At 36.8% G+C, this 22,095-nt stretch carries 15 protein-coding genes and 2 pseudogenes; 10 read left to right on the top strand and 7 right to left on the bottom strand.

The window, feature by feature from the left end; translation table 11 throughout:
* The first annotated feature begins 1,327 nt into the window (after window positions 1-1,327).
* The 9 genes from thiC (at window position 1,328) to PVV69_RS03335 (ending at window position 13,007) form a co-directional block, all read left to right on the top strand.
* Window positions 1,328-3,160 (top strand): phosphomethylpyrimidine synthase ThiC, encoded by a 1,833-nt coding sequence (gene thiC / locus PVV69_RS03375; RefSeq protein WP_273756445.1) that lies wholly within the window; start codon window positions 1,328-1,330, stop codon window positions 3,158-3,160.
* Entirely contained in the window at window positions 3,157-4,107 is a 951-nt protein-coding gene (locus PVV69_RS03370; RefSeq protein ID WP_273756444.1) for an FAD-dependent oxidoreductase, read from the top strand. The genes thiC and PVV69_RS03370 overlap by 4 nt, the downstream gene beginning before the upstream one ends.
* 3 nt (window positions 4,108-4,110) lie before the next feature.
* Complete coding sequence (gene thiS / locus PVV69_RS03365; RefSeq protein WP_273756443.1) at window positions 4,111-4,308, top strand: sulfur carrier protein ThiS; 198 nt, start codon at window positions 4,111-4,113, stop codon at window positions 4,306-4,308.
* A 4-nt stretch (window positions 4,309-4,312) separates the two neighbouring features.
* Window positions 4,313-5,086, top strand: a complete 774-nt coding sequence (locus tag PVV69_RS03360; RefSeq protein ID WP_273756487.1) for a thiazole synthase — start codon at window positions 4,313-4,315, stop codon at window positions 5,084-5,086.
* Window positions 5,083-5,688 (top strand): thiamine phosphate synthase, encoded by a 606-nt coding sequence (locus PVV69_RS03355; RefSeq protein WP_273756442.1) that lies wholly within the window; start codon window positions 5,083-5,085, stop codon window positions 5,686-5,688. Before PVV69_RS03360 ends, PVV69_RS03355 begins: the two co-directional genes overlap by 4 nt.
* Window positions 5,679-6,437, top strand: coding sequence for a hydroxymethylpyrimidine/phosphomethylpyrimidine kinase (locus PVV69_RS03350; protein WP_273756441.1), 759 nt, complete (start codon window positions 5,679-5,681; stop codon window positions 6,435-6,437). The genes PVV69_RS03355 and PVV69_RS03350 overlap by 10 nt, the downstream gene beginning before the upstream one ends.
* Window positions 6,438-6,864: 427 nt before the next feature.
* Entirely contained in the window at window positions 6,865-7,692 is an 828-nt protein-coding gene (locus PVV69_RS03345) for a uracil-DNA glycosylase family protein (RefSeq protein ID WP_273756440.1), read from the top strand.
* A 79-nt stretch (window positions 7,693-7,771) separates the two neighbouring features.
* Window positions 7,772-10,399 (top strand): aminopeptidase N, encoded by a 2,628-nt coding sequence (pepN, locus tag PVV69_RS03340; RefSeq protein WP_273756439.1) that lies wholly within the window; start codon window positions 7,772-7,774, stop codon window positions 10,397-10,399.
* A 286-nt stretch (window positions 10,400-10,685) separates the two neighbouring features.
* Window positions 10,686-13,007 carry an ATP-binding protein gene (locus PVV69_RS03335; RefSeq protein ID WP_273756438.1) on the top strand — a complete coding sequence of 774 codons (2,322 nt, stop codon included), beginning with the start codon at window positions 10,686-10,688 and terminating at the stop codon, window positions 13,005-13,007.
* Window positions 13,008-13,014: 7 nt separating this feature from the next.
* Here the strand turns inward: PVV69_RS03335 and PVV69_RS03330 are convergent, their stop codons facing one another.
* The gene (locus PVV69_RS03330; protein WP_273756437.1) at window positions 13,015-13,539 is read right to left on the bottom strand and encodes a methylated-DNA--[protein]-cysteine S-methyltransferase; all 525 of its coding nucleotides are present in this window, start codon (window positions 13,537-13,539) and stop codon (window positions 13,015-13,017) included.
* A 559-nt stretch (window positions 13,540-14,098) separates the two neighbouring features.
* Here PVV69_RS03330 and PVV69_RS03325 point away from each other — a divergent pair.
* A complete protein-coding gene (locus tag PVV69_RS03325) occupies window positions 14,099-14,341 on the top strand; it encodes a hypothetical protein (RefSeq protein ID WP_273756436.1) in 243 nt (80 codons plus the stop codon).
* A gap of 367 nt (window positions 14,342-14,708) precedes the next feature.
* Here PVV69_RS03325 and PVV69_RS03320 read toward each other — a convergent pair whose 3' ends face one another.
* The 6 genes and pseudogenes from PVV69_RS03320 to PVV69_RS03295 all read right to left on the bottom strand — a co-directional run bounded on the left by PVV69_RS03320 (window position 14,709) and on the right by PVV69_RS03295 (window position 22,076).
* The gene (locus tag PVV69_RS03320) at window positions 14,709-15,557 is read right to left on the bottom strand and encodes an outer membrane protein (RefSeq protein WP_273756435.1); all 849 of its coding nucleotides are present in this window, start codon (window positions 15,555-15,557) and stop codon (window positions 14,709-14,711) included.
* A 597-nt stretch (window positions 15,558-16,154) separates the two neighbouring features.
* Window positions 16,155-17,672: pseudogene (locus PVV69_RS03315) on the bottom strand (bifunctional [glutamine synthetase] adenylyltransferase/[glutamine synthetase]-adenylyl-L-tyrosine phosphorylase); the annotation flags it as partial.
* Window positions 17,671-17,751 (bottom strand): annotated as a pseudogene (locus PVV69_RS10035) (DUF4102 domain-containing protein); the annotation flags it as partial. The pseudogenes PVV69_RS10035 and PVV69_RS03315, both read right to left, overlap by 2 nt.
* 660 nt (window positions 17,752-18,411) lie before the next feature.
* Window positions 18,412-19,794 carry a HAMP domain-containing sensor histidine kinase gene (locus PVV69_RS03305; protein ID WP_273756434.1) on the bottom strand — a complete coding sequence of 461 codons (1,383 nt, stop codon included), beginning with the start codon at window positions 19,792-19,794 and terminating at the stop codon, window positions 18,412-18,414.
* A complete protein-coding gene (locus PVV69_RS03300) occupies window positions 19,791-20,477 on the bottom strand; it encodes a response regulator transcription factor (RefSeq protein WP_273756433.1) in 687 nt (228 codons plus the stop codon). Before PVV69_RS03300 ends, PVV69_RS03305 begins: the two co-directional genes overlap by 4 nt.
* Before the next feature lie 81 nt (window positions 20,478-20,558).
* Window positions 20,559-22,076 carry a Do family serine endopeptidase gene (locus PVV69_RS03295; protein ID WP_273756432.1) on the bottom strand — a complete coding sequence of 506 codons (1,518 nt, stop codon included), beginning with the start codon at window positions 22,074-22,076 and terminating at the stop codon, window positions 20,559-20,561.
* Between the last annotated feature and the right edge of the window lie 19 nt (window positions 22,077-22,095).

Below are 22,095 nucleotides of genomic sequence, written 5' to 3'. Positions count from 1 at the left end.
AAATTCTGCTTTGGACTCTTTGCATGCCTCATCATTTTGTATTGACATGCAAATACCTCTTTTAAACACTTTGTTCCATTAAGTTTGTTCCTAAAAATGTTTGTGAAATAAATATCAGCACTCTTTTGAGCGCCTCCTGTTCATAGTCTAGCACATCATAGATGTATATGGCATTCAATATTGTAAATTCTCCATATTTCAACTTAACTTGGAAAAATATATATTCAATATACTCATGATGTATCAAATATCTTCATCAAACCTGAAGGATAAATTTCTTTACATAAATTGGAAAGCGCCAAATCTGCGCCTCACCCCTTTGTAAAACGCGCATCACTGACTTTTGAAAACACCCCGCTGTAACCACCTACTCGCTCCCCATACTTAGTACGATTACCTATTTGTATTATTCTATTATATATAGTTTTTTTTTGCAAGAGCAATAAATCCATCTGGACAGAACCTTACAATTGTAAGCATTCTCCCTCCTTATAGAAATATTTCACCAAACTGTTTTAATAACTAATCATATTTTAAGAAACCAATATAGAAACATACCTTCCATCAATGAACTGACAGTATTATGATCATGATTTGAAAGATAATACATCACTTTGAGAATTCAATTAACAATTTTATGCTTTATAAGAATATTTCAAAAAAATGTAGTTATTAATTGTCAACACAAAATCTATATATTGTGTTTTTATATTAAAACGTCTCATATAGTGTATATAAGAAAAATGTACTTTATATTGATATAAACAATAAAACTAAAAAATATAGTTATTAATAAAATTTTTATTAATAATCATAAATAATAATAAAATAGTATTATATATTTTTATAAAAATAATACTAATTTAAAAATAAGCTCTACTGTCTTGGTAATTATTCATAAATATTAATAAGAAAAAATAATTTTTCTAGAATTACTAATAATAAAGCATTTATTATTTTACAATAAATTCTTGAATTGAATTTTTGTTTATACAAGCCTTTAATATTGTTTTTTCTACTTCATAGTAGCTGCTTTCATTTCTAACAAATATAGAAAAATCGTTAAAAACATATCTTTACGATTGACAACACAAACAATTAAGCCAACCATATCCTTGCGAATAAAAATTCTTTAAATGGGGGGAACGCAAATGTTATAATTGTAATCAATTTCTTCAATCAAGTTTCTTCATTTTTATTTGCAGCATCTCGATATAAAAGCAGTATTATATCTCTCCTTTGTTCAAATGTGCGTGCTAATAATTTGCATATATCACCCTTAATACTGCAACTTTTTTTGAACTTTGTGTCTATAAGGAAAAAAATTATGCAGAAAAAGATTCCATCAATTAATTGCAGCCCCTTTCCAGCTTCACGTAAAGTGTATCAACAAAGCCCTCTTTTTCCTGATGTGCGTGTTCCATTACGACAGATTTCCCTGACCAATGACAGCGGTGAAGAACCTTTAAACATCTACGATACTTCCGGCCCCTACACCGATCAAAATATGATCATTGATATTACAAAAGGCTTGCCCGCAATTGGCTCACCTTGGCTTGCTAAACGCGCTGATACTGAATCTTATCCTGCACGATCCATCAAACCTGAAGATAACGGATTAACCTATGATACGCCTTCCACACCAAGCTTTGAACAAAAGCGTCCTATCTTGCGAGCCCAAAATGGCAAAGCAATTACACAAATGGCATATGCACGTGCTGGTATTATTACCGAAGAAATGGAATATGTCACTATACGAGAAAATGAAGGAAGCATAATAAAAGATCAGAAAAACATGCTCTCAAATGAAAAATTTAATGGATCAATACCCCAATTTTATACTGCCGAATTTATTCGCAATGAAATTGCCCATGGGCGTGCTATTATTCCTAAAAACATTAATCATCCAGAGTGCGAACCAATGATTATTGGACGTAATTTTCGTGTTAAAATTAATGCCAATATTGGTAATTCAGCCGTGACATCCTCTATGGCAGAAGAAGTTGATAAAATGGTTTGGGCCACTCGTTGGGGAGCTGATACAGTAATGGATCTCTCAACAGGGCGAAATATTCACAATATTCGTGAGTGGATTATTAGAAATTCACCTGTTCCAATTGGGACAGTTCCTCTTTATCAAGCACTCGAAAAAGTACAAGGTATTGCTGAACATTTAACATGGGATATTTTTCGTGATACCCTTATCGAGCAAGCAGAACAGGGTGTTGATTATTTTACTATTCATGCGGGCTTAAGATTAGCATTTATTCCTCTCACCATTGACCGCGTAACAGGTATTGTTTCACGAGGTGGTTCTATTATGGCAAAATGGTGTCTCCATCATCATAAAGAAAGTTTTCTCTATGAACATTTTGATGAGATTTGTGATATTGCACGCACCTATGATATCTCTCTTTCCTTAGGAGATGGATTGCGCCCTGGTTCCATTGCCGATGCCAATGATGAAGCTCAATTTGCTGAACTGGAGACTTTGGGAGAATTGACAAAAATTGCTTGGGAAAAAGACGTACAGGTTATGATTGAAGGACCTGGACATGTTCCCATGCATAAAATCAAAGAAAATATGGAGCAACAATTAGAACTCTGTCATGAAGCACCTTTTTATACTTTAGGCCCACTTACCACTGATATTGCTCCTGGTTATGACCATATTACATCAGCAATTGGAGCAGCTATGATCGGATGGTTTGGAACAGCTATGCTCTGTTATGTAACACCTAAAGAACACCTAGGACTCCCCGATAAAAATGATGTTAAAACTGGCGTGATCACTTATAAAATTGCTGCCCATGCCGCAGATCTTGCCAAAGGATTACCTAGAGCACAATTGCGCGATAATGCTCTTTCACGTGCAAGATTTGATTTTAGATGGCATGATCAATTTAACCTTTCTCTTGATCCAGATACAGCCTGTACCTTTCATGATGAAACCATGCCTAAAGAAGCTCATAAATTGGTACATTTTTGTTCCATGTGTGGACCAAAGTTCTGTTCTATGCGTATTTCCCATGATATTCGTGATACAGTCGTGAGAAAAACAAAAGATGAAGGTATGATTGCTATGGCAGAGAAATATCAAAAGAATGGTGACCTTTATATGGAAGTCGCGCCTCTTCAAAAAAAGAGAGTAAACAGTTGAAAAATATTCTTATCAAAGGTGCAGGTGTAGGAGGGTTAACAGCTGCCTGTATGTTACAACAAAGGGGTTTTTCTGTTACTGTCTCAGCCCCCCCTCATTCTCCTATAGGGACTGCCAGTTGGTATGCCGGAGGAATGCTAGCGCCTTACTGTGAAAGAGAAAACGCTGCACAAATTGTCGAAGACATCGGCATACAAGCTATAGAATGGTGGCATAAAATACTTCCTCATCTTGTTATACAAAAGGGTACTTTAGTGGTTGCACCAGCACGAGATAAGGGAGAACTTGAACGATTTTCAGCGCGTACACATAGCCATAAAATTCTAAATGGTGAAGAAATAGCACATCTTGAACCAGATCTTGCAGAACGTTTTAATAACGCACTTTTTTATGAAAATGAAGCACATCTTGATCCTCGTAAAGCACTTATCACTTTAAAAGAAGATCTTATAAAAAATGGAACATGTTTTGTTGATGTGGAAATATCTGAAACAGATTTTGATCTTATCATTGATGCAACTGGAATAGCACGTTTAGGAAAAGACAAAAAGTTACGCGGCGTACGTGGTGAAATGCTTCTCATACGTAGCAGAGATATTAAAATTTCTCGTCCAATTCGTCTCCTTCATCCACGGTTTCCTCTCTACATTGTCCCACGGCAAGAAAACATTTTTATGATTGGTGCAACTATGATTGAAAGTGACTTTGATGGTGCCATTTCGGTAAGATCAATGATGGAATTACTCAATGCAGCTTATACCTTGCATCCTGCTTTTGCTGAAGCTGAAATTCTTGAAACTGGTGTTGGCGTACGACCATGTTATCCTGATAACTTCCCTTCAGTATGCAAACATGGTAATCGTATTTTTATTAATGGATTTTATAGACATGGTTTTCTTTTGTCTCCAGAAATGGCAAAACGCACGGTGAAATTGACATTGGAATAAAACATGCAAATATTTGTCAATGGTGAAACAATTCAAACAGAAGTTATCACTCTCAATCTTTTACTTGAAGAATTGGGTTATAAGGGAAATTGGCTCGCTACCGCTGTTAATGCAGAAGTTGTTCCTGTAAGTAAGCGAAGCAAATTTATCTTGCATGAAGGTGATAAAATTGAAATTTTAAGCCCAATGCAAGGAGGCTAAAATGATGCTGAATCTTTATGGACGTAAATTCTCTTCTCGTCTTATGTTAGGTACAGCACAATATCCCTCACCCGCAATCCTTCGTGATGCTATTTGTAAATCGGGTACAGAAATTGTAACAGTTTCATTGCGCCGAGAAACAGCCGGTGGAAAACAAGGGGGACAATTTTGGCAATTTCTGACAGAACTGGATATAACGGTGCTTCCTAATACTGCTGGTTGTTACACTGTTAAAGAAGCTGTTACAACGGCAAAACTTGCACGAGATCTCTTTAAAACCTCTTGGATTAAACTGGAAATTATCGGCAATCCCGATACCCTACAGCCAAATGTCTTTTCCCTCATCGAAGCAGCGCAAATTTTAAACAGTGAAGGTTTCAAAATTTTTGCCTATACAACCGATGATCTCATTGTTGCTGAAAAACTTCTCGACGTTGGATGCCAAGTTATTATGCCTTGGTGTGCTCCTATTGGATCTGCCAAAGGTCCTCACAATACTGATGGACTATGTTCTATTCGTGCCTACCTTCCTGATGTTACACTTGTTATTGATGCCGGCATTGGGCGCCCATCACATGCTACTGTTGCTATGGAACTTGGGTATGATGCAGTGCTTCTTAACACCGCGGTTGCTAAAGCAGGTGATCCTGTCTTAATGGCTGAAGCATTTTCTAAAGCGGTTCAGGCAGGACGTATGGGATATAAAGCCGGACTTCTCGAAGCACGCAATGTCGCAGTTCCTTCAACACCCGTTATTGGAAAAGCTGTCTTTTCATGAAACTGGATCCATTTTATCTCATTGTTGACAGTGCGGATTGGGTCGAACGTTTGGTTCCTCTTGGCATAAAACTCGTACAGTTGCGTATGAAAAATGAAAATCTTGAAACAATCACTCAACATATTAGGCGTGCAAAAAACATATGCGATAAATGGGGAGCACAACTCATTATTAATGATTATTGGACAATAGCTATTGATGAAAAATGCCATTTTATTCATCTTGGGCAAGAAGACTTAAGCAATGCTGACCTTACCGCAATTCGTAAAAATGGTATAAAGTTTGGTCTTAGTACCCATGATAACCGAGAATTGAACATCGCACTTTCTGTTCATCCTGATTATATCGCTCTTGGTCCTATTTATCCAACAATCTTAAAAGAAATGAAATGGAATCCTCAAGGGCTAGAAAAAATCAAACAATGGAAACAACGGATTGGTACCTTACCTTTAGTGGGCATTGGTGGTTTAACACCAGAACGTGCTGTTGGTGTTTTGAAAGCAGGGGCCAATAGTGCTGCTGTTGTCACCGATATTATCCTCCATAAAAAACCTGAACAGCGTGTAAAGCAATGGATAAAGGTGACACAAGCATGGCGTTAAAGCCTTCTATTCTTATTGTGGCAGGCACCGATCCAACGGGAGGGGCCGGTATTGTCCGTGATATAGAAACAGCAGCACATTTTCAAGTAAAAGCCAATTTAGCCATTACCTGTGTTAACGTCCAAGATGATAATCACGTTGCTGAAATTGTTCCAATGAGTGAAAAACTCGTTGCCGCACAAATGCGCAGTGCTCTAGAAGCCTATCCAATCAGTGCAATAAAAATCGGCATGACAGGTACAAAAGCAATTATAGTAGCAATCTGTAATGTGCTCGAAGACTATCCCCATATTCCAGTTATTTTTGATCCTGTACTTGTTGCCTCATCAGGGGGACAATTAACAACAGAAAAAATTATAGACGTTATGATCAATAGACTTCTCCCTCACGTTGATCTTTTAACACCCAATAGAGAAGAACTTTCTCTTCTCAGCCAAAGCCCATTGGCATCTCATAATAAGCAAGCAATACAACAAGCGAAAAAAATTCTGTTGTTTGGACCACACTCTCTTTTGATAAAAGGTGGACATGCAGATGGTCCCCTTGCAACGGATAGCTTCATTGATAAAAATGCAATCATCAATATTTCTACTCCGCGCCTAACAGTCACAATGCGTGGAACAGGTTGTATCCTTTCAAGTGCTATTACAGCGCAATTAGCATTAAATGAATCTATGATTCAAGCCATAAAAAATGCAAAAGCATATATTCACACATTACTGTTAAATCATCACCAGAAATATTCTTAAAAATTCAGTATGATGTCATAATCTGTTGCTCACTTTTACATTTTATATAGATTGTTTTTTATAAATATGTCTGTAGAGATACTGAATTATTTCTGTTAAGATAAAAGAATATTTTATTTTTGATTAAAGTCTGAGAAATATAACAATGTAAGAATTCTTTTATGAGCTTACAGAGTTATAATGCTGTTGTCTGAATTTATACCCCTTGCATTAAGTAAAGAAATAGTACAGAGTATTCCTGTTGTCTTAACTTATAATATAACCATTAAGAATACACAAAACTGCGAGTTTCCCTATTTTAGAGTTTTTCTTTTTTGTCAAAAAAAGGCTATCATTGTTTCAGATATAAATTTACCAAAGAACACATCAAAAGCTTGAAGAATAAGGTTGTCTGGTCTATTGTTTATAGATCATTAGAAAAGGTAAAATGCTAAATCAAACATCATATTCAATCTCATATGAAGAACTTTTAAACTTTTATAAAGAAAGTGGTGCGGATGCTGTTCTAACAGATGTGCCTATTGATCGCTTTAATCAAGCTGCTTGCTTAGACAAAAAAGCAACACAAGCAGTAAATGTTTCTCATAATCAACAAACATCACCAACAATCAAGTTAGAGAAACAGACATGGCTTCACCCCACTATTATGCAAGGTGAACTTTCCGCTATAGAAAGTGCCAAAAGTGCAAATACACTTGACGAACTAAAATCCGCTCTTCTCGCATTTAACGGCTGCTCATTAAAATTAACAGCAAAAAATACCTGTTTTTCAGATGGAACAGCGGGAAGCCCGCTTATGCTCATAGGAGAAGCACCAGGACGAGAGGAAGATATACAAGGACTTCCTTTTGTAGGAAAAGCAGGAATGTTACTCAATAAAATCCTCGCATCAATTGGCTTAACAAGAAATAATGTTTACATAGCCAACACTATCCCCTGGCGTCCACCAGGAAATCGCACACCAACGCCAAGAGAAGTCACGTTATGTCGCCCTTTTATTGAACGGCAAATTCATTTAGCTAAACCTCGCATTCTTGTCGCACTTGGCGGTATTGCCACACAATTTTTGACAGGTGCGCAAAATGGAATTATCCGTACTCGAGGGAAATGGCACACCTATGAGAGCGAAGACAACATAAAAATCCCTGTTATGCCAACCTTTCATCCTGCTTATCTTCTCCGAACGCCTAGTCAAAAAAAACTTACATGGATAGACTTTTTAGAAGTAAAAAAACGTTTAGATAGCCTTTTGTAAGCCCTTAAGCTTTACCTTTTCTTAAAATATTAACATTTTTTCAGTTCTTTAATTTTTAAAATACTCGTCAGGAAAAATTATGCCACAATCAACCGTCCCCATTTATCGTTTAGAAGATTATCAACAAACCCCTTATACTATTCCCAAAATACAATTGCATTTCCGTTTAGCACCAACAAAAACTTCTGTTACAGCGATATTGTCTATTGAACCTCGTCAAAATACAAAAGAATTCACACCTCTTATCCTTTCTGGTGATGATCTTACCTTAATTTCTGTCGCTCTTAATGGTGAGGAATTATCTGAGAATGCTTATAAAGCTACTCCTTCACGTTTAGAAATTACCACCCCACCAGCTGTTCCTTTTACATTGCAATTGGTTACCGAACTGAATCCTGAAAGCAATCGCCAACTTATGGGGCTTTATCTTTCAAATGGTGTGTATTGTACACAATGTGAAGCGGAAGGTTTTCGTCGCATTACTTACTTTTATGATCGCCCAGATATTCTTTCTACCTACAGGGTAAAAATTGAAGCGAATTCTCACACTATCCCTATTTTACTTTCCAATGGAAACCTCGTCGAAACAGGTACTCTTGAAGATAATTATCATTTTGCCATTTGGGAAGATCCTTATCCCAAACCATCTTATCTCTTTGCTCTTGTTGGTGGTAATCTTGATAAGTTAGAAGACCATTTTATAACTGTATCTGGTCGACGTATCGAACTTGGTATCTATGTTGAAAAAGGAAAAACCAAACGTGCAGCCTATGCAATGGATGCTCTTAAACGTTCCATGCGTTGGGATGAACAACGTTTTGGACGCGAATATGATCTTGATGTTTTCAATATCGTTGCTGTTTCCGACTTTAATATGGGTGCAATGGAAAACAAAGGGCTTAACATCTTTAATGACAAATATGTTCTTGCCGATCCTGAAACAGCAACTGATCAGGATTATAGGAATGTTGAACGCGTTATTGCGCATGAATATTTCCATAATTGGACTGGTAATCGTATTACTTGCCGTGATTGGTTTCAGCTCTGTTTAAAAGAAGGCTTAACAGTCTATCGTGATCAAGAATTTTCTTCAGATCAAAATGTTCGTAGCTTACAGCGCATTGAAAATATAAAAACATTGAAAGCTATGCAATTTACTGAAGATTCTGGTCCTCTTGCCCATCCTGTACGTCCTCGTCAATACAGCCAAATCAATAACTTTTATACCACGACCGTTTATGAAAAGGGTGCAGAAGTTGTTCGCATGGTGCATACTCTTTTAGGCCCTACTCTCTTTCGTAAAGGAATGGATCTCTATTTTCAACGTCATGATGGACAGGCTTGTACAATTGAAGATTTTATTGCCTGTTTTGCTGAAGTCTCTCATCAAGACTTCTCACAATTTATGTTGTGGTATGAACAAGCGGGAACACCTCATGTAGAAATTGATCACCATTATAACGATGGCATTTTAACAATTCATGCAAAACAGCATATTCCAGCAACACCACAACAAAACACAAAAAAGCCAATGCTTATCCCTATTGCATTTGGTTTGTTAGGACATCATGGACAATCTCTCAGCTATGAAGCTGATGCGGATATTCAATCAGGCATTATGCTTCTATCCCAGGAAAAGCAAACCTTTACATTAAGGGGACTGCGCGAAAAACCTGTTTTATCACTGCTAAGAGATTTTTCTGCACCTATCAATCTACAAACTCCATTCAATGAAAGCGAACTTATCTTTCTTGCACAAAAAGATGACAACCAGCTGAATCGTTGGCAATCGCTGAACCATTTGATGACGCAAGCTCTGATTCAAGCTCTTCAAGATAAAACACAAGAAAAACAGGATATGCCTCCTGCTTTGCTAAAATTGATCGAAAACATCCTTACAGATGAAAGCCTTGAGCCAGAATTTCGTGCATTTTGCTTAAGTTTACCAAGCGAAGTTGAGCTTGCCCATATAATTGGTAAAAATGTTGATCCAGAGCATATTCACCATGTACGCAATCAGTTTTTAGCTTCCCTTGCACATACACATCAAGTGCTTTTCACAAAAGTTTATATGCAAATGGAGAGCAATGAACCCTATTCACCTAATACTGCACAAGCTGGGAAACGAGCATTACGGAATATAATACTCGACTATCTTTCCATAGCAGAAGCCAAGCCACACCGTGCTGCCACACAATATGCAACAGCTGATAATATGACTGACCGCATGGCTAGTATAACCATTTTAGTCCGGCGCTTTAACGAAAGTGAGCAAGCGCAAAGCGCCTTAAATGATTTTGAAACCCGATATCAACATGACCCTTTGGTTATGGATAAATGGTTTTCTATTCAAGCAATGGTTGCAGGAGCATCAACACTTGACCATGTTCAAAAACTCATGCAGCATCCGCTTTTTTCACAAGATAATCCTAATCGGGTACGAGCTTTGATTGGTGTCTTTGCCTCTTACAATCTCACGGGTTTTCATAGAGTTGATGGTGCCTCCTATCGTTTTCTTTGCCAAATCATTTTGGAAATTGACAGAAAAAATCCACAGCTTGCTTCACGATTACTCACCATGATGCGTTCTTGGCGACAATTAGAACCCATTCGGCAACAAAAATTTGAGACCGCATTAAAAACAATTGCAGAAGCCCCCCAATTGTCAAGTGATGTGGCGGAGATTATCTCTCGTCTGCTCGCTTAAAGTATAAAAATATTTTATAATCAGTATGTTATAATATAATTGATAATATAATATCAACGCATTACGCGAAAATAATTAGCCTATAAACAGGTTACTTCCATCTGTTTATAGGCTATTTTGAAATTCTTTTTTTTCATAATCCACATTCCATAAAAGTAAAATAGCTTTTTTTAAAAAAAGACTGGACAGAGGACTCCTGTTTTGATTCATTGCACCCTATGGGGTTTTACTATGAATATTGAAACAGTTTTTAAAACGCATTATTCCATAATTAAAGGAACGAGCAATGGCTGAAGTGGATGCATATAGTGCACCAACACAGGTGTGTGCTGATTCAAAGTCAAGTGCTCAAAATCATAAAGCACGGACAAAGCGTATCCCTCTACTTTTGAGTTTAGCCTATCAAAAACTTCTCTTGATTGAACCGTGGCTGCGACGTTCAGTTCTCTTTGTTATTATGGCATTTCTTGTTGTGCTGGCAACAATTCGTTTTGTATCAATCTATGAGTGGCGTCATGCTCTTGAGAACAACACACGCTCTACCCTTACTTTGTTAGCCTCTCATATCAGCAATACAATTGATCGTGACCTACTTGCAACTCCTGAGAAAAGAAAAAGATCTCCTCTTTCTCACGATCATTTGCAAAATATCCTGACCAATTTATACAATCAAGGTCTTGTTAGCCCCAATACTATTATTGCTATAATCGATCAAAAAGGCACTGTTTTAGCTTCATCTAGTTCAGAGATCATTTTAGAAAAACCCTTACAGGATTTTACCTCTGAAAGTATTGCCTTACAATCTCTTGGACAACATGCTGGAATTATGGAAATTACCATAGGAAAAGATGTTCCTGCCCTTGCTTCATTTCACCAAACAGAAAATGGACAATATGGCGTCTTTATCAGCGAAAAGAAACAACATACCTATATGGAATGGCGCAAAGTTTTCTCTTTAAATATAACTCTTTTTATAGGAACTAGCAGTGTTATTCTAGCACTCCTCTATACTTATTACAATCAAATTGTGCGAGCACGCAAGACAGATTTAATTTCAGAAAAAATTCAAAATCGCATTGATATGGCAATGATGCGTGGACGCTGTGGGCTGTGGGATTGGAATATGGCGAGCGGGCGCGTTTATTGGTCACAGGCAATGTATGAAATGCTAGGCTATGTGCCTCAAGATGCACTGCTGTCAATTTCGCAAATTACCGCCATTATCAACCCAAATGATGCTAATTTTTTCGATCTTGCGCAAGAATTGATGAGTGGTCAGAAAAAGCATATCGATATTAATGTCCCCATGCGACATGCCGATGGTCACTATGTATGGATGCGTATTCGTGCGGAAGTAACAGATGAAGAAGAACCCCATTTGGTTGGTATTGCTTTTGATATTAGTGAACAGCGTCAACTGGCAGAAGAAACAGCGCAAGCTGATCTCCGTATCCGTGATGCTATTGAAAATATTTCAGAATCTTTTGTATTATGGGATGCAGAAGAGCGTTTAGTTATGTCAAATAGCAAATTTTGCGAATATGCCGCTATCCCTAAACAGGTTTTACAATCAGGAATCCAACGTGCAACCGTTGAAGCCATGGCTCGCCCAGCAATCAATGAATATCCTCTCAAAGATGATGGCACTGGGAATCTAACCAGTATTCGCCAAACTGCAGATGGTTGTTGGCTTAAAATTAATGAACGGCGTACTCAAGATGGAGGACTGGTTTGCATTGGTACAGATATTTCTGAACTTAAACAACAACAAGAAAAATTTGAAGACAGTGAAAGAAGGCTTTTTTCTTTCATTCAAGAACTCAAACGTGCTCGAGGCAGTGCACAACAACGTGCAACAGAAGTGGAAAAACTGAATAAAAGTCTGAAAGCAGAAAAAGAGCGCGCTGAAAGTGCTAATAAAGCTAAATCAGAATTTTTAGCAAATATGTCCCATGAATTGCGCACTCCACTTAACGCTATTCTCGGCTTTTCAGATATCATGTTGCAATCCACCTTTGGTCCTCTTGGATCGCAACGCTATAAAGAATATATGCATGATATTTACAATTCAGGAGCCCATCTTCTAACCCTTATCAATGATATCCTTGATATGTCCAAAATTGAAGCTGGAAGATTTACCCTTGATTGTAAAAATAGTGATCTAGAGCCAATTATTAGCGAAGCAACACGAACACTCGCACCACAAGCACAAGAAAAAAATATTTCTATCACAACCAATATTGCACCAGAACTCCACGCAGAAATCGATGGACGTGCCATGAAACAGATCTTCCTTAACCTTATCTCTAATGCGGTTAAATTCACACCTGCTGGTGGACGTATTGATGTGTGTGCTTTCAAGAAAAAAAATAATCTTATCTTTAAGATTAAAGATACAGGTGTTGGTATTCCTCAATCAGCAATAAAAAAACTTGGGCAACCTTTTGAACAAGTTGAAAATCAACTCACAAAAACCCATACTGGATCAGGTCTCGGGTTAGCCATTTCACGCTCCTTGCTAGAGCTACATAAAGGGAAACTTGAAATTATCTCTAAAGAAATGAAAGGTACAACCGTCATCATTACAATGCCAATTCAACAAAGTTAAATGTGTTTTAAAGACCTTCACCTTTTTCTCGTTGTAGCAAAATCTTCTTCCGCCCAATACCCCAGCGGTATCCAGAAATAAATCCATTCTTACACACCACACGATGGCAAGGAATGATTAATGCTAACTCGTTAGCTGCACATGCATTCGCAACTGCACGAAAAGCATTTGGCATACCAATGCATTGCGCTAATGCTTTATATGAAATTGTTTCACCACAGGGTACTTCACATATGAGCGACCATACTTTCTTTTGAAAAACTGTACCATTTATATCTAAAGAAAAAACAGATTTCTTTGCTAACTTCGGTGTTTCTATCATTGCGACAATATAGGCAATTTCCCTCTCAAATGTATAATCATCATCCACTTTTCGTACATCAGAAAAACGTGCCGTAAATTCTCGTAATAATTGTTCTCTACTCTCTCCTAATGCTATATTACAAATTCCTTTATGAGACTTTGCCACCAAAAGCACTCCTATTGATGTGCTTTTTAGACAAAATATTCTCTGTTGCAGAATTTTTAGCATTTCGCTTTTTTGATATTTGAATAGATTCAATGAAATAAAGCAAGAGAATTTTCTTATCACACTCTTTACACGATAAAAAAAGAGAAGCCGCCTGAAATTCGTCTCCTCAATCATTCATTTTCAATTATACTTTAATCGTTTGAAAAATGAAATCATAAAATAAAACAATGAAAAACTGGATTCTCTTTACGGACTTGTCCTTATGACTGCAAGAAACCAAATAATTACCTTAAAGCATGGAATTCTAGCATATGAGAACGAATTCCGTAGATCTTTTTATTTAAAACGCAAAAAATTGTTATCTTTTGGCAAAACATTATTCCGCACAGCATGAAAAACATAAAAAATCTCTCAAAAAAAGAATAAATGAAACTTTCATGAGACGGTTATTTATTATACCGCCTTCGCGCTTTAAAAGAATTTGAAAATGTTAAAAAGGCAATCTTAATAACTCTATCGAAAAGGAAAGAAAACTATCATATAAACGTCATTGCTGAGTTTGTGATAAAATCCGTGTGTTTCAAAATGCACGCGTGTATGGAAAAGTAAAAAGCTTTTTTTGACATCTAATGTATATGTTAGCAATGCTGTGATTATTGGAGATAATGCACAAATTTATGATAATGCCTGTGCGAATGAACGTGCTCATATCACTGATGATGCTCCTATCGATGACAGTGCAAAAATAAGTGGCGCTGTTCGCATCTGTAATAAATCTTTTGTGTATTTAATAATGCTGCTGTTTGTTGCTACCGTATCTGGCTATTCTTATACTCATAGTGCTATTTCTTATAACAGCTGATAATAATATTTTAGATGAAGTATTTTCCAGATTTTATAATGAATCTGATTTCTATACTCATCATCAAACACTCAAAAATTAGTTATTCGATAATGTTTTAAAATATATTGATATAGATTTTTTCTATTAATTTGTCTTTACAAACTCTATTTACTATCCTATTCATCGAGCTTTCTATTACAAAATGCTCTATATTTGTAACATATTTCGTTATCTAAACAAAATATTTATGACATACAAAACAGAAAAGACTATTACTCAAAATAAGATGATATTTTTCTTTTTAGAAATATTCTCCAGCATATATCTGAAAAATAAAAGCCCCATTCGAAAATGGGACTTTAAAATCATTTCATTGTGAAACAGTTTAAAATTTATATGCTACGCCAACACGGAAATCATTCGTTTTATAGCGCATTTCAACTTTATCATGTACGAACTTCTTCTTGCCGAAATCTGAGTAACGGTATTCCGCACGCATAACAATATTATCGGTCATTGCAAAATCAACACCGCCTCCAAGAGTATAACCAATCATGGTCTTTTTCTCATCTTCCAACCAGTCAGAAAGGTTAATTGCTCTCTTTTCTATATCAGAATCCTTGGAAAAGATACTACGAAGCTGCGTATAAGCAATACCTCCGGCCACATAAGGCATAAAACGATCAATAGAGACACCAAATCTCACCCGTGTAGCACCAGCCCATTTTTGTTTTAGAGTATGATAGATAATTTCAGAAGATGTCTCTGGAGGAGGAGGAGAAGGGTCTTCTCGAGAACCTTTCGCTCTCATTGATTTTTCTGAAGATTGCGCTGCTTCCTCAGTTTGACTCCCTTTTGGTGAACCTACCTCCTTTGTATCCTTTTTATTAACCCACATGATATCCGTATCAATACCTACAATAAAACCATTGTCGACATCAATATTGGAACCTGCATAAATACCACCTATAAAACCGGAAAGTTTAGGTAAATATTCCTTGTCAATCGGAAACCATTGCCCTGTCTTCTCATCTCTTAAATAATTTGCACGGGTTTTACTTGAAAAATTACCAATTTGACCTCCAAGGTAAAAACCAGTCCAAGAAAAAGATGGAGCTGCAATAATAGGTACAACAGATGCCGGCTGTTCTGGTATCCTAACATCCGCTGCCTGTACTACAGAAATTAAAGTTAAAGAAAAAAGAGAAGTTGTGATTAAGTATTTTGTAGTCATAATTGCTCCCCTAAAAGCTAATGTGACATGTAATAATGAAATATTTTCATATTTTCTTCAAAAAATCTGTAGTAAAAATGATACAGTCATAGAAAAAATTAAATCTCTTTTGAAAATAACAAGCATTTTTTAGGAAACTATGTTGTAATGGCTCTTTTTAAGCCATTATTATAATTTAGTTTATTTTCTATATTATGTGAGAGGTTTTCGTCTCAATTTTTGAAATTTGAAAAGATGTTGGCTAGATCATTCATCAAGCTTTCTGTCTTACTTTTTCCCAGTATAGTTTCGTTATCAGTGTGGTAGAAAACAATACTTATAACCTCATGATATTTTATCTCAATTTATGTCGTAAAAATACTTGCTCAATCTCTTTTGAAAAAACTTTGTAGTCTCCTTTAAATTCTGCTTAAATTCATGAAATGTATTTGATTTAATATGCGCTCTAGGTGAATAAGCACTCTCGTGCCACAATACGCATTCAATGGAAAAGCTAATAAATAATATCATTTACCAAAAATTTTAAAAAGCGCATTTCACCTTTCTCAATAAACTATAAAACATAGAATGAATTTACCATAGAAACTCTTTCAGCTTTGTCATTGTGCCGTTTAACATTCGAATACCCATCAAAAAATGTTGCTTATCAGAAAAAAACTCTTAAGTGGTCGAGAATTTCTTTATAAGAAAAAATATCTTCAAGAAAACATTCAAGTTTTTTCTAAGTAAGTTTTTATTGGCAATTCTGAAGAAATGATTGTATCTAACATTTCATCAAAAACATGGGATGTACATATAATAATTTCTGCAAGACGTGGAGAAGCTCCCATGATAATTACCAACATATCTAAAAGAGAAGGATTAGACTGTAAAAGACTAAAAAGCTGAATTTCTAAAGGCAATTCTTGTAAAAAATTGTCAAAACATAACATCACTTCATTCGCCCGTTTTGTCGCGCTAAAAGCTTTCAAAAGTGCAGATGTTAATTACGTCAATTTCTCACGCACTTGCGTCTATTGTGTTGCTTTATAAAACCTAAAACGGAGTATGCGCATAATACGACAAATATCACTCGCTCTTTCAAAACCTAAAGGGCTTATTGCCAATTTTAAAACCAATTTCTTGCTCGTTCTCAAACAACACCGCATAATGTTTTTCAACAACCTAAAGCGCTTTTAATAAATTGCGGATAAAACTGTTCCTCTCTTGGTTACCTCTTCATTAGGCAACACTGGTAAATTGAGAAACGTTCTTGGAGAAAAGATGCTATTATTGATCCGTAAGTATCTAAATACAGTGTTTCACATTTCATGAAAAACTGTAATTTTTTATAAGGCCACTTCTCGTTTTATCCCTGTTCCAATCAAACGTGCAAAGTTCTGTTAACATTGAAACTGTCTGACGTCTCCGGCATTGAAGAAAACGCTCACCTGTAATGAGTTGTGTGTTTGAACAAAAAACTCAATCTCACGAATACTATCTCTTTCTAACTGTATATGATAGACATAAGCCGCAATTTGACTGTAATTTTATACGCATGGATTTGGCGTTTAATTGAATGGATATCAGCAATAGCAGCGTAATCCAAATATTTCCGCCATACATAAGAAAAAAGCTCCTTGAGAAAATTAACCCTATCCTCTTATCTCCAGCAACTGGGTGTGCTTTCATCATAGCTGCTCGCTCCCAATTTCGACTACGCCCCTCATAACAACACAATACAGTCCTTACTGGTAAAGCCAAAGGAGTTCAACTTGGATCTGATCGAAGCCTAAAATCGAGAGGAAAAACATATCCTTCTCCAGCACATTCTTCAATGATACGGATTAATAGACGTAGCATTTTAGAAAATAAATCTATGCTCTCAGAAAGATTCTCAATACGAGATGACATTTCATCAATGAAAACAATACGATCAATCTCAGAAGAATAATTAAATTCTTCTGCCCCTAACTTTTCCATTCCTAAAACGATTAAGCCACAATCTTTTTCTACACTCTTACGGCTTAACAAATTTATTTTACCATGTTCATGTACTTTACTTAAAAGAAAACGTAGAGCTACACCTAATGCAGCTTCTTCCAAACCTGTCAACCAAACGCACGAGGCTTCGTAACAAGCCGGCACCATCGTTATATTTGCCAGCCCCCAATGTTGCGACAGCCCTTGCATTAAGACGGTTCATAAGGGCTATTTTTAGTCCTTTCTTATACAAATTTTATCCACATACTGATCCCGCTTTTGACGTGCAAGCGAATGATTTTGTTTGATGCAACATAAACAGATTTGAAATGAGAGAATCTTATTGTATCCAAGCTTCTAATTCAATATGAATAACGATAGATTATCATTATAAATCAATATGTTATATTAAGTAAAACACCACATTTAAATCAGCTAAAGAAATGAGAACATGTGCTTCCCGTCTTTTGCGCTTTAAAGCAATCATTGGTGACGTTTCGTGTATAACTCTTATCAATAAGCACAATGTTATCTATAATTTCGTTTAGCATTGTTTCTCTATCAATAAGGACCTCAGATCAGGTGGATTGTCCATTAAAACTTCACATAACAAAGATGATAAGATCATCACCGCACTTATAAATTTAATCTGCTTTTCCTTATCTGCAATAAAGGAAACAAGTGACTCTCAATTTTCTTTTCTTGCTTGTTCTTCAATTTCTTTCATCCATCGCGAGCCTCTGTTATCAAGAGTCTATAAGGGGAGAAGCTGTGTTTTTAAAAAAGTATTTTTCATCTATTCCCTTGAAAAACATATTCGCTTCTTTCTCTTGCTTTATACTCTAGGGGAAAATAGTCATCAATATATCAAATTATGAAACAGAAATATTTTTTAAGGAAATAATAAAACAGCCCTCAACCCTGGATTGGCATTTTCAAGTAACAATTCACCTCCGTGAAGTTTCATAACAGCTTTTGCGATACTTAAACCAATACCAAAACCAGGCTGTGTACGACTTTCTTCAAGGCGAACAAAGCGTTCTGTTACTTTTTCACATTTATCCGCTGCAATTCCTGGACCATTATCGCTTACAACAACCAACAAACGCTCCCCACGATATTCCATCGATAAGAAAACCTTTGCCTCCCTTCCATCTTTAGGGGCATATTTAATCGCATTATCAATAAGATTAAAAATCGATTGTGCAATAAGCTCACGATTTAATTTCAGCTCTTTATCAAATGTATCCCCTAACCGAAGCACAACACCTGATTCTTCAGCAAAAGGTTCATAAAGTTCAACGGCATCTTCAAGGATCAGCTTCATATTCATAACCTCAAGATGCTCAATTGCACTGCTGGCTTCAATACGCGAGATCATCAAAATCGCATTAAAAGTACGAATAAGTTGATCTGATTCAGCAATAACAGTATCAAGTGCTTGACGATATTCAAGCTTTGTCTTTTGCCCAGAAAGCGCTTCTTCAGCCCGATTTCTAAGGCGCGTTAGTGGTGTTTTTAAATCATGAGCAATATTATCAGATACTTGACGCAAACCAATATTTAATTCTTCAATGCGATCTAACATAACATTAAGGTTAGCGGATAATCGATCAAACTCATCCCCTACTCCAGAAACAGGTAGCCGCCCACTGAAATCTCCCTCCATCAAACGCTGTGAGGCAGCTGTGACATGATCAATCCTTTGTAATGCTCGCCTCCCAACAAAAAACCATATGAGTAAAGCCCCTCCAACCATTGCAACAAGAGCAATCATAACTGCTTTACGAATAACCGCCGCAAAACGTTCTGGCTCGTCTAAATCTCGTCCTATAAGAACCTTCATACCATTGGGTAAATCAAAAACAATTGCCAAAGCGCGATGTTCACTTGTTTTGCCATGTTCTCCAAAACGTGAATATAAAAAGGAATTGGCAATCAAGCCATTATGATTCAAAAGTCCTAATTCAATACGTGCAACATTGCCTGCTAAAATACGCCCCATAGGATCAGCAACAAGATAAAGAAAAGCACCTGGTTGACGAGAACGATAATCAATCGTGCGGATTAATAAAGGGAGCCCACCATAATTATAAGCATCTTCGATATATCTTAATTCTTCATGTAAAGCTTGCTCCGTTTGTTCTGTTAGCAACGAAGCAGAAAAATCCGTCATATAAAGAGAAAGCCCTGTTGCAACCAACCCGAATAATAAAATATAAAGTGCTGAAAGCCTTAAGGCTGTTGTACGCATAATATTGAGCAGACGATTCATATTTTTTTATCTGGTGCTTTCAGCATATAACCAGCTCCCCGTACAGTGTGGAGAAGGGAGACATCAAAATCTTTTTCAATTTTTGCTCTCAAACGAGATATATGAACATCAATGACATTTGTTTGCGGATCAAAATGATAATCCCAGACATTTTCCAAAAGCATAGTACGTGTCACAACTTGACCAGCATATCGCATCAAATATTCAAGGAGACGAAACTCTCGTGGTTGCAGGAGGATATTTCTGTCACCCCGTTTTACTGTATGTGCTAACCGATCAAGCTCAAGATTGCCTACACAATACACTGTTTCTGCTTCTTTAGGATTTTTCCGACGCTGCAATACTTCAACACGGGCAAGAAGTTCAGAAAAAGCATAAGGCTTTGTCAAATAATCATCCCCACCTGCACGCAAACCCGCCACACGATCATCCACTTGCCCTAAGGCCGAAAGGATGAGCACTGGTGTTTCATTGCCTTTAGCACGCAATTCAGAAATAATAGAAAGACCATCACGATGTAAAAGCATTCGATCAATAACCATGACATCGTAGTTTTCCGTTTCAGCTAAGGCGTATCCAGTATCCCCATCATAGGCAACATCAACCGAATGCCCCGCTTCCAAAAAAGCTTTTTCGAGATAACGCCCCGTCTCACGATCATCTTCGATAACGAGTATCTTCATAAAACGCATCTCCGTTATTTTTATAAAATCGCCTTATAGGACAGAAGTCTACAAAACCTCTGCCCTACTAGCAACAAAGGGTTATTTTTTGAAAATTGGAAGAGCAACAAAACGATTTTGCTCATTTGTTCGTACTTGTAGCAGTATGGCTTTTCGTCCTAGCTTTTGAGCACTCTTGATTGCATTGGTAATATCTGAAACCTTTTTAACAGATTTATTATTAACTGTTACAATCACATCACCAGGACGTATTCCCTTATCTGCCGCATCTGAATCCGAATCCACATCTGTTACAACCAACCCTAAATCATCATCAGAAGGAGCAACAATCAAACCATAATCTTCCAATGTCTCATCTGAATCACTATCAGCTCGCTCATTTGAATATTTTGTACTCTCTTTTTTATTTTCATCTTCAGGCATCGAAGCGAGTTTAACCTTGATATTATCTTCTTTACCAGATCTCCAGACTCCCAAGGTTATAGTTTCTCCAGGTTTAATATTGGCAATACGCTTCGCTAGATCACGAGAATCATTAATTTTTTCCCCATTCACGGAAAGAATGACATCACCTGCCTTGATGCCAGCCTTTGCTGCTGGTCCTTTTAATGGATCAGTAACCAAAGCACCCTTCGCTTCCTTTAAACCTATCGAATCGGAAATTTCCTTCGTCACAGGCTGAATCTGAACCCCAAGCCAACCACGCTGGACGGAACCTTTTTCGATCAGTTGTTGTACAACTTGTTTTGCTGTTGTTGCCGGAATAGCAAAAGCAATCCCAACATTTCCTCCAGAAGGAGAGAAAATCGCGGTATTAACTCCCACAACCTTACCATTAAGATCAAAAGTTGGACCGCCAGAGTTTCCTCTATTAACAGCAGCATCAATCTGAAGAAAATCATCATAAGCACTCGTACCAATATCACGTCCACGTGACGAAACAATACCTGCTGTCACAGTTCCACCAAGACCAAATGGATTACCAATGGCAATAACCCAGTCACCAACGCGAAGCTTTGAATCATCACCAAAGTCAACATAAGCAAATTTTCTTGTGTCATTTACTTTCAAAACCGCAAGATCAGTTCGCGGATCTTTCCCAACGAGTTTTGCATTTAATTCTGTACCATCATCAAGAATAACAGAATAACTTGTACCTTCAGAAATCACATGATCATTGGTCACAATATAACCATCAGAAGAGATAAAAAAACCCGACCCAAAAGCTATAGGACGCAGTCTATTTGAACGTTGTGAAAACTTATTTTTAGGTTTATCGTTATCAAAAAAATCTTTAAAAAACCTCTTCAAAGGATGTTGATCTGGTAATTGGTCAAAACCAGGACCACTAAAAAAGTTATTAAAGAACCATTCTTCTTTCTTTTTATTGCTTTTTACTTGCACTGCTACAACCGCAGGTTTTACTTGAGCGACAATATCGGCAAATCCCTGCTGTTGCATTAATGAACTAAAGACAGAATTTGCATGAGCCGTCGTTGTCCACAAACTTGATCCACAACCACTAAAAAACAACGCACTTTCCAACGCAGCAGAAAAACTTACTGCAGCTAATGTTTTAAAGAAAGTTTTTTTAACCATTTGGTATATGCTCCTATTC

It is taken from the genome of Bartonella sp. MM73XJBT (assembly GCF_028618465.1).
GTDB lineage: Bacteria > Pseudomonadota > Alphaproteobacteria > Rhizobiales > Rhizobiaceae > Bartonella.
The sequence above is the reverse complement of the archived record's forward strand: the minus strand, read 5'-3'. Positions and strand labels throughout refer to the sequence as shown.

Coding starts and splice junctions, on each gene's coding strand:
- thiC (WP_273756445.1), top strand. CDS start 1,328: ATGCAGAAAAAGATTCCATCAATTAATTGCAGCCCCTTTCCAGCTTCA.
- PVV69_RS03345 (WP_273756440.1), top strand. CDS start 6,865: ATGCTAAATCAAACATCATATTCAATCTCATATGAAGAACTTTTAAAC.
- PVV69_RS03355 (WP_273756442.1), top strand. CDS start 5,083: ATGAAACTGGATCCATTTTATCTCATTGTTGACAGTGCGGATTGGGTC.
- pepN (WP_273756439.1), top strand. CDS start 7,772: ATGCCACAATCAACCGTCCCCATTTATCGTTTAGAAGATTATCAACAA.
- PVV69_RS03295 (WP_273756432.1), bottom strand. CDS start 22,076: ATGGTTAAAAAAACTTTCTTTAAAACATTAGCTGCAGTAAGTTTTTCT.
- PVV69_RS03360 (WP_273756487.1), top strand. CDS start 4,313: ATGCTGAATCTTTATGGACGTAAATTCTCTTCTCGTCTTATGTTAGGT.
- PVV69_RS03350 (WP_273756441.1), top strand. CDS start 5,679: ATGGCGTTAAAGCCTTCTATTCTTATTGTGGCAGGCACCGATCCAACG.
- PVV69_RS03335 (WP_273756438.1), top strand. CDS start 10,686: ATGGCTGAAGTGGATGCATATAGTGCACCAACACAGGTGTGTGCTGAT.
- PVV69_RS03300 (WP_273756433.1), bottom strand. CDS start 20,477: ATGAAGATACTCGTTATCGAAGATGATCGTGAGACGGGGCGTTATCTC.
- PVV69_RS03320 (WP_273756435.1), bottom strand. CDS start 15,557: ATGACTACAAAATACTTAATCACAACTTCTCTTTTTTCTTTAACTTTA.
- thiS (WP_273756443.1), top strand. CDS start 4,111: ATGCAAATATTTGTCAATGGTGAAACAATTCAAACAGAAGTTATCACT.
- PVV69_RS03330 (WP_273756437.1), bottom strand. CDS start 13,539: ATGCTAAAAATTCTGCAACAGAGAATATTTTGTCTAAAAAGCACATCA.
- PVV69_RS03305 (WP_273756434.1), bottom strand. CDS start 19,794: ATGAATCGTCTGCTCAATATTATGCGTACAACAGCCTTAAGGCTTTCA.